At 38.5% G+C, this 16672-nt stretch carries 16 protein-coding genes; 3 read left to right on the forward strand and 13 right to left on the reverse strand.

Annotated features, from left to right (window positions below; genetic code table 11):
* Window positions 1-116: 116 nt before the first annotated feature.
* The 7 genes from ACFX40_RS11730 to ACFX40_RS11760 form a co-directional block, all read right to left on the reverse strand.
* Window positions 117-770, reverse strand: a complete 654-nt coding sequence (locus ACFX40_RS11730) for a hypothetical protein (protein WP_013059500.1) — start codon at window positions 768-770, stop codon at window positions 117-119.
* 338 nt (window positions 771-1108) lie between these two features.
* Window positions 1109-4213: a DNA translocase FtsK gene (locus ACFX40_RS11735; protein ID WP_377254968.1), complete on the reverse strand. Its 3105-nt coding sequence runs from the start codon at window positions 4211-4213 to the stop codon at window positions 1109-1111.
* A gap of 429 nt (window positions 4214-4642) precedes the next feature.
* Complete coding sequence (gene ytpR / locus ACFX40_RS11740; protein ID WP_013085234.1) at window positions 4643-5248, reverse strand: YtpR family tRNA-binding protein; 606 nt, start codon at window positions 5246-5248, stop codon at window positions 4643-4645.
* 2 nt (window positions 5249-5250) lie between these two features.
* Window positions 5251-6063: a DUF1444 domain-containing protein gene (locus ACFX40_RS11745; RefSeq protein ID WP_014457994.1), complete on the reverse strand. Its 813-nt coding sequence runs from the start codon at window positions 6061-6063 to the stop codon at window positions 5251-5253.
* Between the two features lie 72 nt (window positions 6064-6135).
* Window positions 6136-6453, reverse strand: coding sequence for a thioredoxin family protein (locus tag ACFX40_RS11750; protein WP_013059504.1), 318 nt, complete (start codon window positions 6451-6453; stop codon window positions 6136-6138).
* A gap of 153 nt (window positions 6454-6606) precedes the next feature.
* Window positions 6607-7131 carry a DUF84 family protein gene (locus ACFX40_RS11755; RefSeq protein ID WP_098524610.1) on the reverse strand — a complete coding sequence of 175 codons (525 nt, stop codon included), beginning with the start codon at window positions 7129-7131 and terminating at the stop codon, window positions 6607-6609.
* Between the two features lie 58 nt (window positions 7132-7189).
* Window positions 7190-8263, reverse strand: coding sequence for a M42 family metallopeptidase (locus tag ACFX40_RS11760; protein ID WP_272766890.1), 1074 nt, complete (start codon window positions 8261-8263; stop codon window positions 7190-7192).
* Window positions 8264-8415: 152 nt separating this feature from the next.
* Between ACFX40_RS11760 and ACFX40_RS11765 the strand changes: the two genes are divergently transcribed.
* Window positions 8416-8727: a PepSY domain-containing protein gene (locus tag ACFX40_RS11765; protein ID WP_028410492.1), complete on the forward strand. Its 312-nt coding sequence runs from the start codon at window positions 8416-8418 to the stop codon at window positions 8725-8727.
* Here the strand turns inward: ACFX40_RS11765 and ACFX40_RS11770 are convergent.
* Window positions 8696-9553, reverse strand: coding sequence for a YtnP family quorum-quenching lactonase (locus tag ACFX40_RS11770; RefSeq protein WP_028410491.1), 858 nt, complete (start codon window positions 9551-9553; stop codon window positions 8696-8698). The two genes, ACFX40_RS11765 and ACFX40_RS11770, sit on opposite strands and share 32 nt — an antisense overlap.
* A gap of 75 nt (window positions 9554-9628) precedes the next feature.
* The gene (gene trmB, locus ACFX40_RS11775) at window positions 9629-10279 is read right to left on the reverse strand and encodes a tRNA (guanosine(46)-N7)-methyltransferase TrmB (RefSeq protein ID WP_013059509.1); all 651 of its coding nucleotides are present in this window, start codon (window positions 10277-10279) and stop codon (window positions 9629-9631) included.
* Between the two features lie 127 nt (window positions 10280-10406).
* Between trmB and ACFX40_RS11780 the strand changes: the two genes are divergently transcribed.
* Complete coding sequence (locus tag ACFX40_RS11780; protein ID WP_013059510.1) at window positions 10407-10685, forward strand: YtzH-like family protein; 279 nt, start codon at window positions 10407-10409, stop codon at window positions 10683-10685.
* Between the two features lie 6 nt (window positions 10686-10691).
* Here ACFX40_RS11780 and ACFX40_RS11785 read toward each other — a convergent pair whose 3' ends face one another.
* The 4 genes from ACFX40_RS11785 to thpR all read right to left on the reverse strand — a co-directional run bounded on the left by ACFX40_RS11785 (window position 10692) and on the right by thpR (window position 15528).
* Window positions 10692-11486 carry a phosphotransferase family protein gene (locus ACFX40_RS11785; RefSeq protein WP_028410490.1) on the reverse strand — a complete coding sequence of 265 codons (795 nt, stop codon included), beginning with the start codon at window positions 11484-11486 and terminating at the stop codon, window positions 10692-10694.
* 191 nt (window positions 11487-11677) lie between these two features.
* Window positions 11678-13819, reverse strand: a complete 2142-nt coding sequence (gene pulA / locus ACFX40_RS11790; protein ID WP_098331531.1) for a type I pullulanase — start codon at window positions 13817-13819, stop codon at window positions 11678-11680.
* 92 nt (window positions 13820-13911) lie between these two features.
* Complete coding sequence (locus tag ACFX40_RS11795) at window positions 13912-14838, reverse strand: hypothetical protein (RefSeq protein ID WP_028410488.1); 927 nt, start codon at window positions 14836-14838, stop codon at window positions 13912-13914.
* Between the two features lie 135 nt (window positions 14839-14973).
* Window positions 14974-15528, reverse strand: coding sequence for an RNA 2',3'-cyclic phosphodiesterase (thpR, locus tag ACFX40_RS11800; RefSeq protein ID WP_028410487.1), 555 nt, complete (start codon window positions 15526-15528; stop codon window positions 14974-14976).
* A 190-nt stretch (window positions 15529-15718) separates the two neighbouring features.
* Between thpR and cysK the strand changes: the two genes are divergently transcribed.
* On the forward strand, window positions 15719-16651 hold the full coding sequence (gene cysK, locus ACFX40_RS11805) for a cysteine synthase A (protein ID WP_013085245.1): 933 nt from the start codon (window positions 15719-15721) through the stop codon (window positions 16649-16651).
* The last annotated feature ends 21 nt before the right edge of the window (window positions 16652-16672 follow it).

Here is a 16672-nt window from a genome sequence, read left to right on the forward strand (position 1 = left end):
ACGTATATAAATGTCGTTTGATTGCTGATTTCACGATAACATCCGTACATTATATCACTTCTTATAACATAACTCCATGACTCCATTTCTACTCTCTTCCCTTGCGAAACGGCCTTTTATTTTGGCTTCATCACATAGTATATAGCCTGCTGTTTTAAAAACGAGCGCCATGTCATTGCATTTTTTTTGTCATTATATTGCGTTACTAACTGTTCAATGCGTTGTTTATGTCCTAAAAAGAAAGAGTCAATTAACACGTCATATCCGATTGATTTTATTTTTCGAATCCAAATTACTTGTTGTTCCTCTAAATTTGCAAATCTTCCTCTTACATCTTTGATGATAACCTGCTCATTTGTCAATGGGGTATATCCTTTTAAGAAAAACGAATTAGGTACTTTAGACACAATAATTGGCTCTAGTACACTCGTCAAAAAAAAGGCTCCTTGAATCAAAAACGACTCTGTTTTCTGCTTCGCCTGATCAGCTAAAAAAAGCTGCAGCAGGGTTTTCCCCTGAATGGTTACATATTCAAATGCAAACCACTGAAAAAATAATTGTTCATGAGAATCAGACAGAGGCGCCTCATGAGGCAAGTTTACTAACTCTTTAAATAAATGTGAAGCCCGCACTTTTTCTCGTATATTCGTATAGCGGTTCACAAAAAAGAAATATTGATTGTAAAAGTCGCAAATAGCATTATCAGACTGAAGCTGCTTTTGTTCACGAATTTCATTAAAGTTAATCAGTTCATGATTTTCTTCTGTCATTACTCTTCACTCGTACTCTAATTATTTTAGTTTGTCCTCTTTATACGCCTTCAGCTCATATGTTTCTGCCGGTGAGAAATGATAGCAAACTATCACATGCTAAAAAAGCAACATACACATTATCCTTACATATAGTAAATCATTTTACTAGTTCTGACAAACCTTTTCCTTTTTTTCTTGATGGATTTCTCCCAAAATCTCTACTCAAATTCTGTATAAACGAACTTAAAGCAGGAAAAAAGAGGCGACGGATACAGTGACAGAGCGTTAGCTCACACCATTCTGTATTCTGCTGATTTTGCATAGCCTCTTTTTTAACCTACATGTAGAAAAACAGCTTAAAATGTAGAAGTGGCTGTTTGACTTTCCATTTCCTGAAGCTCATTTTCAGTAATAAGCACATCTCTTGGCTTGCTTCCTCTTGCTTCTGAAATAATGCCTTGCTGCTCCATCATGTCAATGAGGCGCGCAGCGCGATTGTACCCCATTCTGAAGCGTCTTTGCAGACTGGAAGTAGAAGCGCCGCCTTGGTCTAGCACAAACTCGCATGCTTCATAGAAAAGCTCATCTTCTTCATTTGAAGCAAAGCTTTGCTGCTTTTTCAACAAATCTTCTTGATCAAATAGGTATGTTGGCTTCATTTGTTTTTTGACATGATCTACAACGCGGTCAATTTCTTCATCTGAAACAAAGTTCCCTTGAATTCGAACGCTTTTAGAAGAGCCGTTTTCAAGAAGCAGCATATCACCTTTACCTAGTAGCTTCTCTGCTCCCCCTGTGTCGATAATTGTACGTGAATCAACTTGCGAAGAAACAGAAAATGCAATACGCGTTGGCACATTCGCTTTAATTAAGCCTGTAATCACATCTACGGAAGGACGCTGCGTTGCAAGCAATAAGTGAATGCCACATGCTCTTGCCTTTTGTGCAATACGGCAAATAGCTTCCTCTACTTCCCCAGGAGATACCATCATTAAGTCGGCAAGTTCATCAATAATAATAACTAGATATGGGAGCTCCCCGCTTTTTTCATTATGTTCTTTTACACGTTCGTTGTATTTTGTAATATCACGTACGCCTGCATGTGCAAACAATTCATAACGGCGCTCCATTTCCTCTACTGCCCATTTTAAAGCTGTAGTAGCTGCTTTAGCATCCGTGATAACTGGGCTGACTAAATGCGGAATCCCGTTGTAAGGAGCTAACTCAACCATTTTAGGGTCAATTAACATAAGCTTGACTTCGTGCGGCGCAGCTTTATAAAGCAAGCTGACGATAATAGTATTAATACACACGCTTTTACCAGACCCTGTCGCTCCGGCAATCAAACCATGAGGCATTTTATTCAAGTCAGTCACAACCGGCGTTCCTGAAATGTCTAACCCTAACGCCACCGTTAAAGGAGAGTTATCTTTTCTAAAAGAAGGATGCCTCAAAATTTCACGAATTAACACCGGCTTACTTTGACGATTTGGCACTTCAATTCCAATCGTATTTTTCCCTGGAATTGGTGCTTCAATTCGGATATCACGCGCGGCTAGGCTCAGTTTAATATCATCTGTTAAATTCGTAATTTTGTTCACTTTCACACCGGGTTCAGGATGTACTTCAAATCTGGTCACGGTAGGACCTTGCGTGATGTTTACGACCTTAGCTCGAACGTTAAAGTTTTTTAATGTCATATCCAAAAGCTCACGCTGCTCATCCGCCCATTGATTATCTTCTTCAATAGCAGCTGGAGGAATGTTAAGCAAGTTCATTCCAGGAAATGCATAAGGAGAAGAAGCCTTTACATTTACAGGTTCTTCAGCTTTTAACGAAGCCTGGGGAACCGCTTCTTTGGTTTTTTCACCGTGAACTTCTTCTTGCCTACTTACTTCCGTTTTTTTTTGCAGAGCTTCTGCCTCCTGCCTTTGGTATGAACCTTGAGACGGCTGACTTTTTTCTCGAGCGCTGTTATTCATCTTTGTACGGTCTTTTTTCAGCATCATCACGTTAAAAGGCACTAATCGCTTACCGCGAGCTCGTTCAGCATTTCCTGGCTGTTCTGCAGGTACAAGAGGTTCTACAGCTGACTCTTGCTGTACTTGTTCTTGTAACTCTTGACTTTCCTGCATACTGCTCTCTTCCTCTTTTATCACCGAATTTTCAAGCTCTTGGTGAACAACAGCTGATGCCGCTTCTGGTTGCCATTCGTCAGCTGCGGGCTGCGATGAATTTAAACTTTCAGAATTCAGCTCACGTTCTGCTTCCATATGAACATTGTTTGCTGGCTCTTCTAGAATGACGTCACTTTCTTTCTCAGCAGCTGGAGTTTCTTCTTTCTTTCTAGGCTTTAGTGCTTCTACTTCTTCTGCTGCTTGTAAAAACACTGCGCTTCCGTCCATCAACGTTTCTGCTTCTACTTCTTCAGTCTCATTTCCTATCTCTTGTTGGAGAGAAACTGATGATTCAGACGGGCGCGGTTCCTCTGAAATTGTAACTTCTTCAGCCGCTGTCATACCTTTCGCTAAATCCCAGTCAAGAGTTCTCTCTTGTCCCACTAACGGTTCGACCGTGTGTGATTCTTCAAAAGCTGGCACCTCTTCCTGTTCTTTTACAGCTGCTGAAGAACTTGGCTTTTCTTCAGGAAATGATAGCTTTTCTTTTTGATTTTCCTCATATTGCTTCCACTGAGCAAAACGCTGAGAAGATAGTTGCATCATTTCTTCTGTTTCTTGAATCGGTGCTTCTTCGGCTATAGGCTTAGAAAGTGGTTTTCTTAACGGCTCTACAACAGCTGTATTCATCGCTCGTCGGTAAATTTCATCTTCAAACGCAGCTTTTGATAACTGTGTACTCGGAAGCTCATATTCTACTACTTCCTCACTTCCTTTTTGTACAACATTAGAAGGCCGCTTATTAAACCCATAAACAGGTGAAGGAATTTCAGTCGGACGAAACGGACGTTTTCTTACTTGCGGAACCGCTTCTTTCTTTTCAGATACCGTTTTTAACGGCTGAGATACTGACTTAGGCTGCGTTAGCGCCGACTTGCGAACAGGCTCTTGATAAAACGGAGCCGGTGCCTTTTTTGCTACAGGCCTTGGTTCATTTTTAGGAGCTGCTGCCTTTTTTGCTTCTCCCGTATCATCAATTAAAGGAAAACGAAATGTCCCTTTTGGATATTGATAAGCTACTTTTGTATGAACATCTTGCTGCTCTTCACTGTAACTCCGCTTTTGCGTTCTGGCTGAGTGTGGAACAGAAGGTTTTGGCGCTGCTTTCATCACTGGCTTTTGATGAACTGACTGCATTTGTTTCGGCTTAGGAGCCTTCTTTTTAGGAATTGTTTTTTCTCTATTTAAAGGGTATTCTTCCGTTGTATTTCCATGTTCGTCTACAACGATTTCTTTCACTTCGTATCCTAGTAAATAATCCATTACTTTTCGTACAAAACCCATTTTTATCACTCTTTCTATCAGACTATCTTACTTCGTTTAGCCTCTTATACCGCAGTGCTGCGATATCTACAAAAAGCTATCCATGTATCCTTTATTTACCTTTGGCCTCAAAGTATTCTCTGAGATGGATATATATACTATCTTTTCATTTATCATTCTATCACGTATGCTTGAACTCTTACTATAAAATCTACTATTTTGCTTCCCTTATTTATACAGTAAAATTCCTCTTTACAAAAATATTTTTTCGCGTCTAGTTAGCACTCATAATTAAACACGAAAAAAGCCACTAGTATATACTAGTGGCTTTTAATTTTATCAAACCTTTTTAAGAATTGACAATTGCTTTTCAGCAACTGTAACGCTTTGAAATATACGTGTAAAAAAACATCCTGCTTTTGCCCTATAAATCAGTATGGCACTCTGCTTTTATGCTTGAAAAGGTTGACCTACTTCATATTTGTCTTCAAGTACTAAAATCCCTTTTTCTTGAGGAGCGTTCGGAAGCGCCAGCTCTTTAGCAGAGCAAATCATACCTGAAGAAGGTACACCGCGCAGCTCTGCATCTTTAATGATCATACCGCTTGGCATAACCGCTCCTACTTTTGCTACCACGACTTTTTGGCCTGCGTCTACATTTGGTGCTCCACACACAATTTGAAGTGTTTCTGTGCCAACATCTACTTTACAGATGTTCAGCTTATCTGCATTTGGATGCTTTTCTTTTTCTTGAACATATCCCACTACAAATTTAGGAGATAAATCCACTTCGAGTTTACCTTCAAAACCGCTTTCGCTAAGTACACGATTTACTTCTTCTACCATTTCTTCTGTTAATTCAAGAGAACCATTTCCCTCTACTTTTAACTTAGAAGAAGCATGAAAGATGTTATAGCCAGCTGTTGTATTTGATTTTTGATCAAAGATACGCACAACGTCACCTTTTGTTTCAAACGTGCGATTTTCAATTGCGATATCTTCTAGCTTGACGATTAACGTATCGCCGATACCTTCTTTATTATAAAAAAGATTCATAATTAGTCCCGTCCTTTACTGCGATTTTTTCCTAGAATAAAAATAGGTTCTAGCTCACCGTTTTCGTATAAAAATGAAAGAGCTGTGATGGGTACACGTCCACTTGCAAAAAAGCTCATGGTCATTTGCGCAAGAATATCATAACCCGTTTCGTTTTGGATATCAGCTAGAATCAGCACATCTTGATGAGGTACTGCTACAGCCATTGTGCCCGAAACACTAGAAGCAAAATCTTGCAAAAATGCCTCGTTAAGAATTCGGCTTGCATCGTATCCATCGTTCTGATTGACAAAATAAAAGTCATTGCCTGCTACCGTATCTTTTTTATGTGAAATCGGCAAAGAGCGAAGATTAAATTTAGCCATTTCCCGCACTGCGGATAGATCTAAATTTTCCTTACGAATTAGTTTCTCATCTAATAGACGATATGTATTGCCTAAATCAAGCGCATAATAAATGCGTGTTTCAGCTGTATGTTCATCATAAATCAACGGCACGTCTTCATTCGATTTATCTGGAAAAGACGTTGAGCGAATAACTGGATAAATGCGCTTTTCTTTTCCCGTTACCTGCTGTTCATCGTTCATAACACGAAGAGCTTCTTTTATATAATATACCATTTCATCTAGAGCCGCTTCCTTTTTTTCTTCCCATTTTGCAATTAGCCCAGGTAAAGAAATGGTTACACCTTTTTTCGTTTCCTGATGTTCAACGCGCAGCGTATCTTTTTCACGATCAAATAAAAATGACCAATCCGCACCCGTTAATCGCTCTTCTAGTAGTTTTCTCATCTTTTGACTATTCATTTTCGCCATATTTACGCCTCCTTTTCTCATTTTTATGTATGAAGACTGATAGCTGTAGATCGCTATCAGTCTTCACTTGATTTATGCATTTAAGCCGTTAATAAACTCTTCAATTTCTTCTTTTGTTTTACGGTCTTTGCTGACAAAACGCCCTGTTTCTTCTCCGTTGCTGTAACCAACAAAGCTTGGAATTCCAAAGATGCTTAATTCTGCACAAAGGTCGATAAAGTCGTCGCGGTCGACATAGTGAAATGTATACTCGCTATGATTGGCCTCAATTTCTGGAAGCACGGGCTCGATTACTCGGCAATCCGGGCACCAGTCTGCTGAAAACATCATGATATGTTTTCCTTCTTTAATGATTTCTTTGTATTGTTCAATTGTTTGCATTTTTTCCATTTTTCTTTCCTCCACTTTTTCTTTTACTTTCGTATTTAAACGGCTAAAGCCCTATACATTATTTAATCCTTCTACATCAAAACATAGTATATGAGTTGTTGCAACTATCATACACTGATGCTTTTCTATTATAAAGGGTTACAAAGAAAATTCCTATTGAACAGCTTGATTTGTCCTAAAATCCAGCTGTCCTTTTAGCATTAAAACAACCTGATAAAACATAGCGGTCCGATCTAAATTTCCGTTGGTAAAAATACCGATTGCTCCTTCTTTTTTTCGAATATTCTTTTGGTTTGTATACACTTCCATAGCTTCGGCTAATTCTTTTTTATCATGACGAAGCATACCGGCTACCGCTTCAGGAAGCCGAATACGAGCCCCTCCACCTAAAATCGGTTCAAGATCCTTAGAGGTAACAAGACTTCCCCAATTGCAAAGGAATAAGCCATGAGGCGTTTCCTGCACCCCTCCTTCAAGCCCAATGCCAATATCAGCACCTGTCTCTTTGACAGCAGCACGCGCGCGGTTAATCGCTCCTTGAATGGTTTCTTCATCAGAAAAAGGCTGTGGCGACACGCCGGACTGCACGGCTACCTCTACATATGTAAAAGTATCTCCAAATACTTTTTTTACTGCATTTACTTTCGTTGGATTTTTCGTTCCGATCGCAATTTTCATTTTTTTCTCCTGTCATTATGAAACAAAGCAACCGCAAAAGCAGCTGCTTTGTTCTTTTTTATCCGTTTTGCTTAATCGTATCGAGCGTTGTTTGGTCTGTAGAACGTACAAGTTTGATCAGTAATTCTTTTGCGGCTGCATAGTCATCTACATGAATCATAGACGCATGAGTATGAATATAACGTGAACATACGCCGATGACCGCAGAAGGAACTCCATTATTAGAAGTATGAACGCGCCCTGCATCCGTACCTCCCGGAGAAACAAAGTATTGATAAGGGATGCTGTTTGTCTCAGCTGTATCTAAAATAAATTCTCTCATTCCCCTATGTGTGACCATCGTACGGTCAAAGATACGAAGTAATACGCCTTTTCCTAATTGTCCAAATGCATTTTTATCGCCTGATGTATCGTTAGCAGGACTAGCATCTAGTGCATAAAACAAATCCGGTTTAATCATATTCGCAGCTGATTGAGCACCGCGAAGTCCTACTTCTTCTTGAACAGTAGCTCCAGAATATAAAATATTTGGCAATTTTTCATTTTTTACTTCTTTTAATAATTCAATCGCAAGTCCGCACCCATAGCGATTATCCCATGCTTTCGCCAGTATTTTCTTTTCATTTGCCATTGGCGTAAACGGACAAATCGGTACAATTTGATCGCCAGGACGAATGCCCATTTCTGCTACTTCCTGCTTGCTATCTGCGCCCACATCAATCATCATATTTTTAATAGCCATTGGCTTGTTGCGCTGTGATTCGTCTAATAAATGGGGAGGAATAGAAGCAATTACGCCGGTGATAGGACCTTTTTTTGTAACAACATGGACGCGTTGAGCTAGCAGTACTTGACTCCACCATCCTCCTAAAGTTTGAAAACGAAGCATTCCTTTATCTGTTACAGACGTAACCATAAATCCTACTTCGTCCATATGTCCTGCTACCATTACTTTAGGACCTTTTTCTTCATTATAGCGAACGCCAAATAAACTTCCTAACCCATCTTGAATGACTTCATCTACAAGGGGTTCAATTTGCGAGCGCATAAATGAACGTACTTGATGTTCGTTTCCAGCGGCACCTGGTAACTCCGTTAATGTTTTAAATAGAGATAGCGTTTCATTGTTCATATATACTCTCCTTTATGTATCATTTTCTTTATTGTATCGAAAACCGGAAATAGTTGCTAGTTAAGTCCTTCTCTTCTATGACTCAACTTAACAAAGCATTCGACAATTTGATATAATGATGAAAACATATCCTTAAAAAGCAGGTGAATAACGTGAAATGGACTCAACTAATAGCAGGAGCTGCAGTCGGATTTGCAAGCGCTTATATTATTCAAAAAAGAAAGTCGTCAATTTCCTCATCGGAAGCCCTTACGATTGTTAAAAGCGCTTTTAAACAAAATGGGGCAATTGACGGCTCATGGATTGAAACAACGACTAAAGTCATTCAAAAACATGGTCTCTCTTTTTATGGTTATACGGGTGGAATTATCAGAACACGTGATGCAAAACAGGAACATTACGAGTTTTTCATTGATAAAAAAAGCGGTTCTATTATTGAATTGACGCTGAATCCATCCGTTTAATTTCGTCAACTATTTCTCCTTTATTATCCCATTTTACAGCTCGATAAAAAGCATCATGATAAAAACTTAGCCAAGCTTGATTCTCATAGGCATAAGCTAGCCACTGCTGCTTTTGTTCAATCGAAGTCATTGGATAATCATCATAGGCCATTACCCATAAGACATTTTGATGTGCATGTGTTGGCAAAAGATCGCCCATATGCACTAAGATGTCATTGTTTCCTTTTAATACAACTACAGCATGACCATCGCTGTGACCGCCGGTATGATGAATCGTTACTCCAGGCACAATTTCATCTTTGTCGCTAAATGTGATTACTTGATGCTGAATAAATTCCCAATTTTGTTTCCAATACGTATTTTTAGAACGTATATTAGGATTTCTCATTTCATTCCACTCGATTTCACTAACAAAAATTCTTGCATTTGGAAAAGCAGAGGAAAAATGTCCGTTGCTGCATTTTGTTAAGCCTGACACATGATCAAAGTGAAGATGCGTCATAATGACATGAGTAATATCTTCGCACGTGAACCCTAACTTTTGTAAATCTTCAGCAATAAATGATTCTTCTGTTACACCAAAATGACGCTTTTTTTTCTCATCCAACATACCATTCCCTATGCCTGCATCGATTAACATGAGGTGTTTTTCAGTTTGAACGAGCAAAGGATCAGTCCTCATTGGAATTCGATTTCCTTCTGAGATAGGATACTTTTTTGTCCAAAGCTCTTTTGGAACAACACCAAACATTGCTCCTCCGTCTAAATGATTATTCCCTCCACGAAGCCATGTCACTTTTAATTCGCCTATTGTTAACGTTTCCATTTTACACCTCCATTATATTCCTTTTTATTTTATCACTATCTCTTTCTCTTTTTGAACAAAAAAAGACTGAGGAACTCAGTCTTTTTCGTTCAGGTATTTTACTTCACAGCGGTAAATGCGGCTGCCTTTTTGTGAAAATTTCTCTTCATATTCCGTCATAACATTGCCTTCAAAATCGCTTTTATGCAAATCTAAGCTAATGTATTTGAGAAGAAGCCCATATTCTGAAAAGCTTGTCAATGAATATTCAAATAGCCCTTGATTATCTGTTTTAAAGTGAATTTCCCCACCATCAACCAGCAGATTTTCATACATGCTTAAAAACGTTTTGTATGTTAAACGGCGTTTGGCATGTCTCTTTTTTGGCCATGGATCAGAGAAATTGAGATAAACGCGATCCACGTCATTTTTTGCAAAAAACTCACTAAGATGGTTAGCATCTACATTCAACAGCTTTAAATTTGGAAGCTCTTCTTCAATCAATCGTTCTAGAGCACTTAAGATGACACTTTCATACATTTCAATTCCAATATAGTTGATATGCGGATTTTGTTTAGCCATCCCTACTAAAAATTGGCCTTTTCCTGTTCCTACTTCAATATGAAGAGGATTTTCGTTTCCAAAAACCTCTTTCCAGTTCCCTTTATACTCTGCTGGGTTTGGAACCACGTATTGGGGGTTTTCAGCAATTTTATCTTTTGCCCAAGGTTTGTTTCGTAATCTCATGTTGCACCTCTTTAATGTATTTTAACGCATTGAAAATGTCGGTTATTCGAAACAACCGACATTCTCATGCATAATTGTGTTTAGATAGAAAAAAATAAGAGCATCATATGAGAAAGGATGATGCTTAATGCCTTTAAATGCCGAACACCAAATGAATATATTAAAAGATATTTTATCTAATCATCAAAGTGATTGCTGCGGAACGGTTGCGGAATGTGAACAGGTTGAACGTTTAATTCAATCAATGTTAGCAAAAGGATACGCTAGCACAGACGTACAAGCAACACTACAAAACGTGTATAAATACACGCAAGATGCAAAAAGTGCTGCTCATTTAGACGAACATATTCAAACCAATCAACAAAATTTATCACAATGGGTCCAAGAACTATCTACCTTGTCATAATCTTTGCTACTGTGCTTGAATGTCGTTGACGAGCAACATCCGAAGATATTCAAGCCAGTAATTCATTTCAGAATGTTCATTTTTCGAACGATGCCATTCAATGAATAAAATGGTTTGACTTATCACATACCACTTCATTCTCTTTTTCAAGTTCTCGGTTAGTTCAACCCCATAATGCTCAAGCCATTCTTCCCACTGAGATGGATTGATGTACCAATAAAGCAGTAAACCTAAATCAATAGCAGGATCTGCAATCATCGCTCCGTCCCAGTCGATTAAATATAGCTGCGTATTCTCTCCAAGCATCCAGTTATTGTGGTTCACATCACAGTGACACACAACATATTTATCTGTCTGAACGGACGGAAGCTCTGCTTGTAAATAACTGATTCCCTGCTCTACAATACTTTCTTTTTGAAGTCGCTCGTCCACATTCTCTACAATATCGGCTAGCACGTCTTCGGGAAGAAGCGGTGTTTTCCCCAACCTTTTCAACATATCTAATAACTCGTTTGAATGATGAATTTTACTAAGCAATTCTGTCACTCGACTCGAATTCATATCTTTTGGTTTTAATTCTCGACCATCTAGCCAGTGCTGAGCTGTGATCACATCTCCATTTTCCATTCGTCTTGTCCACACGAGCTTCGGTACAATTCCTTCAGCTGACAATACTGCTAAAAAAGGTGATGAATTACGCTTTAAAAAAAGCTTTCGGTCTTGAAATTTTGCAAAATAAGCTTCTCCTGTCGCTCCGCCAGCAGGAGTAATTTCCCATTCGCTTCCTAATATATCTTCCAACCAATTCACCTTCAATTTCAACACACACATTTCGTTTAAAAATTTCACTCAATAAAGCAATCTATTAAGACATCATGACGTTATTTTCTTAGTAAATAAAAAAGACGGCTATTGAGGATATGTATCAATAGCCATCCTTTATAAATATTATCTCCATCACACTTTTTTCGTCAAGTGGTTGAAGACAATAATTACGTTTGAAATAAAATAAGAACGCTAAGCTTTGAAACGTTTATAGCATTATTCTCTATAGTAGGATACCCATTTTTATATACTTTACAATGATCAAGTGCTATTTTCCATGGTCCTTCTGGCAAAACTACTTTTTCTTCCATTAGGCCTTGATTAAAAAACACGATAATATTCTTCCACGGACCGTAAGCCAATACGTTTGATAAGCAATAGCCAATAACGGACTGCGGCGTGTTTAGGAAAGAGACATGCTGCCTAATCGCTGAAGCATCTCCCAAGCGAAATGCACCGTGCTGTTTGCGAATACGAATCAGTTCTTGAACCCAATTCACATCAGGAGAAAATTTGATCCGTCGATTCCAATCAAGTGCATTAATATCATCAGGTGAATTATAGCTGTTCTCTACGCCTTGTTTAGTGCGGTAAAACTCTTGACCACTATGAAGAAACGGTATGCCTTGTGAAAGAAGTACAATAGCAGTAGCAAGGCGGTGACGACTTCTACGAGTGTCTTCGTCTTCGTCTCCGTTTGAATTCATTAACTTATCCCACAGCGTATGATTATCATGTGATTCAACGTAATTAACTGATTGTGCTGGATTTATAAATAAAGCCCGGCTGTCTTCTTTATCCAGAATGCTCCCCGCTATCACAGATTGCACGGTCTCTTTTTGATGAATATTTCCGCTGATAAAACCTTTTTCATATACATCAAACGTGCTTCCTTTTACAGAATCTCGAAAGCGATCATTAAAATAGCCGATTTGAGGCGTTTGGCGGGCATTCGCCATAATTGCTTTTTGATTGTAGGGGAGAGGAGTATTTAAATCCCAGCCTTCGCCAAACACCAAAATAGTAGAATCAATTTCATTTATTTTTTCACGAATGATGTTCATCGTTTCTATATCTAAAATCCCCATGAGGTCAAAGCGAAACCCATCAACGTCGTACTCTTTTATCCAAAATAATACTGAATCGATAATAAACTTTTGCGCCATTTTCCGTTCAGAAGCAAAATCATTTCCTACTCCCGTCCCGTTCGAAGGCATCCCAAACTCATCATGTCGAAAATAATAGCCCGGAACAATTTTTTCAAAAGGTGATTCTTCTCGTACAAATACGTGATTATAAACTACATCTATAATAACACGGAATCCCTGTTGATGAAGTGTTGATATTAATTGTTTCACTTCAGCAATACGAGTGGCGGGATTTGAAGGGTCAGCGGAGTAGCTTCCTTCTGGTACATTAAACAACAATGGATTATACCCCCAATTATAAGAAGCATGAGGATTTAATTCATCTACTCCGCCAAAGTCGTTAATAGGAAGAAATTCAAGGTGGGTCACTCCTAGCTCTTTTAAATAATGAAGACCTGTTGTTTTGCCTGGCTGCCCGCTTGATTCAGTAATAGCTTGGTACGTACCCTTGTTTTCTATCCCGCTTGAAGGATGAATTGAAAAGTCTCGAACGTGCATTTCGTAAATAACGGCATCCGTTGGCTGAAGGAAAGGCGGCTTTTCATGGAGATGAACATAGGCTGTATGAAGGTTTATCAGAACTCCGTATTCACTATTTGCTGTAGCTGCAACGGCATAAGGGTCCACCGCTTCATTTGTTCGGCCGTTTACATCTATTAAAAATCGATAATAATACCCTTCTTTATCCAAAGGAAGTTCCTTTTCCCATACGCCTTTTCTTTGACGAGCCATAACGTACAGTTCTTCTTTCCCGCTGTTTGCATGTATTAATTTTAAAACCACTGCTGATGCAGTCGGGGCCCAAATTTTTATCATAATATGATCTGAATAAAATGCTGCACCCAAATCATTTTGATTATAATAAAATCTCTCATCAAACTCTTTGGTTCGTATAACAGCCCCTACCTGCAGCGGAACTTTCTCCCCGTAATTATCACAGATAATGTACGACTGTCCAATTTCTATGCTACCTTCAACCTTGCCTTCATATTTGATAAAACCTTCTAATTCATGTACGTTTTCAATAGAGATGGTCTCATGTATTTGTGTACTTTTAATCACAAAAAAATCAATTTGACCTTCATGATAAGAAGTTGGAACTAAAAGAGTAATACGATCTATTTGATCTAAATAAGCCTGAAACTTATTATCACCAGTCATCCTTTTCTCCTCCTTATGCCAATTACCTCTTTAGTAGCATTATATGTAGCAAACGCAAAAACGAAAGCACTTTCATAGCGTGAATGTTCGTATTACTCACCTGCTTCGAATTCCCGGTCAAAATAAATACTCTGGCTGTGTTCGAGCAATACTTGAGCTGCTTTCATCTGCTTAAACTTTAAAGGTGCTTTAGATTTCCTAAGTTCATAAAACCATTCTTCATACTTTCTAGCATCTACAACTTCAACCTGATAAGGCTCCGCAGCGTAATCAATGTATCCATTTCTGCTCAGTAATATTTTCTTTACGTTATGTTCAATATCGTGAGTACGATAGATGCTTCGGACAATTTGCTCCGTTCGATTTAACCCAATTAAAGGATTTAATATCTTTTTTTGATCTCTTCCTCTTAACTCTGTCCAAAAATTTTCTTTTGAATACTGAAAAACAGCACTTTTATATGTTTCTATTAAACAAATACAGAGGGTTTCTGTTGGAGTAACAATAATGATATCTCCTTCTACCGGAGCTTTATTAATCAGGAAAACAGGCTTGTACATCACGAGACACGTATCAGGAAAGCGCTGAATAAAATAACGGAGAGCTTCATCATGGTAATATTTACGATCTGCTTGTGAGAACTCAAATAAAGTGGATGTAGCCCATTTCATTTGAAGATCAAATACATTTTCTAAAAACAATATTTTCAAGTCTTCCGCTGTTTGTGGAAGAGTTGTAAACCTCAATAGCTCTTGATTTTCCACGCTATCGCTAGGGAATGATTCTTCCACTTCACACGTTTCTTTTTTTCTTGTAAACCGCTCTTTTGCTTTTTGCAAAAATGAACGTTGAGCTTTCGTTTCTTCTTGTACAGGCGGCTCATGTAATAGCCCTTCTTCAAATAATTGCTTTGCTTTCTTCCAATTATGCTTTTTTAAGTGATTAAACTGAGACGTGTAGTAATAAACGTCTTTTTCATAACGGGAAATATAATCTTGCACCTTAAGTAGCTGCGCCACGTTTACATCAATCCCCTAATTAAAATTCCTCTAAAACTTTGTTCGCCGATGATTTCTCTATTATCATCGGCGCTTTCTTTCCTTTGATAAGAGTGATTTTTAAATAACCTCTCTCCATGCTTGTATGTTCATATGCTACTGTGACTGCAAGGAAAAAGATAGTATTTTTTTATATTTAGGTTTGCTAGCAGGATGAACTTCAAAAAGGGCAAAAGAACTTACTTGAAACTCTTCTTCAATCGACGTTTGCTTTAACTGTTCTTCCAATAGTCCCGCTTCCCCTCCCCACTTCTTTGCAATCGTAATATGAGGACGATAAGGACGTTTTTCGTATAAGCCGCTTAGATCTCCCCATACGGCCTGTATATCCCTTTGCAGATTCATAAGCTTATCACTTGGCCTAAGGCTTACATAAAGCACTCTAGGCTTGTTATAAGCACCGAACACGTCGTACTGACCTGTCTGCAGTGAAAAACTTGAATGACGGAAGGCTACTTCTTTTAAGCAGGTAATCAGCTTTTCCTTTTTGTCATCTAAAAACCCTAAAAAATGTAGCGTTATATGATAATCGTCAGGGTATGTCCATTGTTTGAAAGGAAAAGGTATTAATTCCTTTGCCCAATTTTCTGCCTGATGTGCAATGGATACAGGCACATTGATTCCAATAAAATAGTGTTTATCACCTTTCATCAAATCTCTCCTTTTCTTTTCATTATCTTTCCCCAATTGGTTATGTTCAAAAAGAGCTAGATCTATTTTAAAGGTTTTTCCGGATGAAATAGAGAGGTTTTTCTGAAAATTTGCCATGTGCTTAAAAAATAAGAATTTGTGTTATCATAGAAACAATACAGAGAATTTTTATAAGAAAAGGATGAGAAAAATGAAAGTTGTTAACAATATGGCTGATTTGATTGGCGAGACACCTCTTGTTAAGTTGAATCGTCTTCAACCTGCAGATGGAGCATCCGTTTACTTAAAACTGGAGTTTTTTAATCCAAGCCGTAGTGTAAAAGACCGTGCTGCTTTTAATATGATCGTGGAAGCTGAAAAAGCAGGCTTGCTCAATGAAAATTCTACTATTATTGAACCAACGAGCGGAAATACAGGTATTGGCTTAGCTATGAATGCAGCGGCAAGAGGTTATCGTTCTATTTTAGTCATGCCAGATACCATGACTCAAGAACGAATTAACTTGTTAAAAGCATATGGTGCTGAAGTTGTTCTAACACCGGGTGATGAGAAAATGCCTGGAGCAATCCGTAAAGCAGAAGAACTTACAAAAGAAATTCCAAATGCATTTATGCCCATGCAGTTTGAAAATAACGCAAACCCTGATGCTCATCGGAAAACGACTGCTAAGGAAATTATCGAGGCAATGAACGAGTTAGGCAAAGACCTATCTGCTTTTGTTGCTACTGCAGGAACAGGCGGAACGATTACAGGAACTGGTGAAGTCCTAAGAGAAAACTACCCAAATATGACCGTTCATGTCGTGGAACCAGCTGGGTCTCCTGTCTTATCTGGAGGAAGACCTGGGAAGCACAAGCTTGTAGGAACAAGCCCTGGATTTATTCCTGATACGCTTAATGTAGATGTTTACGACGAAATTTTAAAAATTAAAGATGAACAAGCCTACGATATTACGCGACGCTTGGCTTCTGAAGAAGGAATTTTAGTCGGTCCTTCATCTGGCGCTGCGTGCTATGCTGCTATCGAGGTAGCCAAAAAATTATCTCCTGACCAAGTGGTCGTATGTATCGCTTGCGATACAGGTGAACGTTATTTATCAAGCGACCTATTCTCATTTGAATAATAAAAAAGCGAACGCAAAGGC

The organism is Priestia sp. YIM B13552 (assembly GCF_042787775.1).
GTDB lineage: Bacteria > Bacillota > Bacilli > Bacillales > Bacillaceae_H > Priestia > Priestia megaterium_E.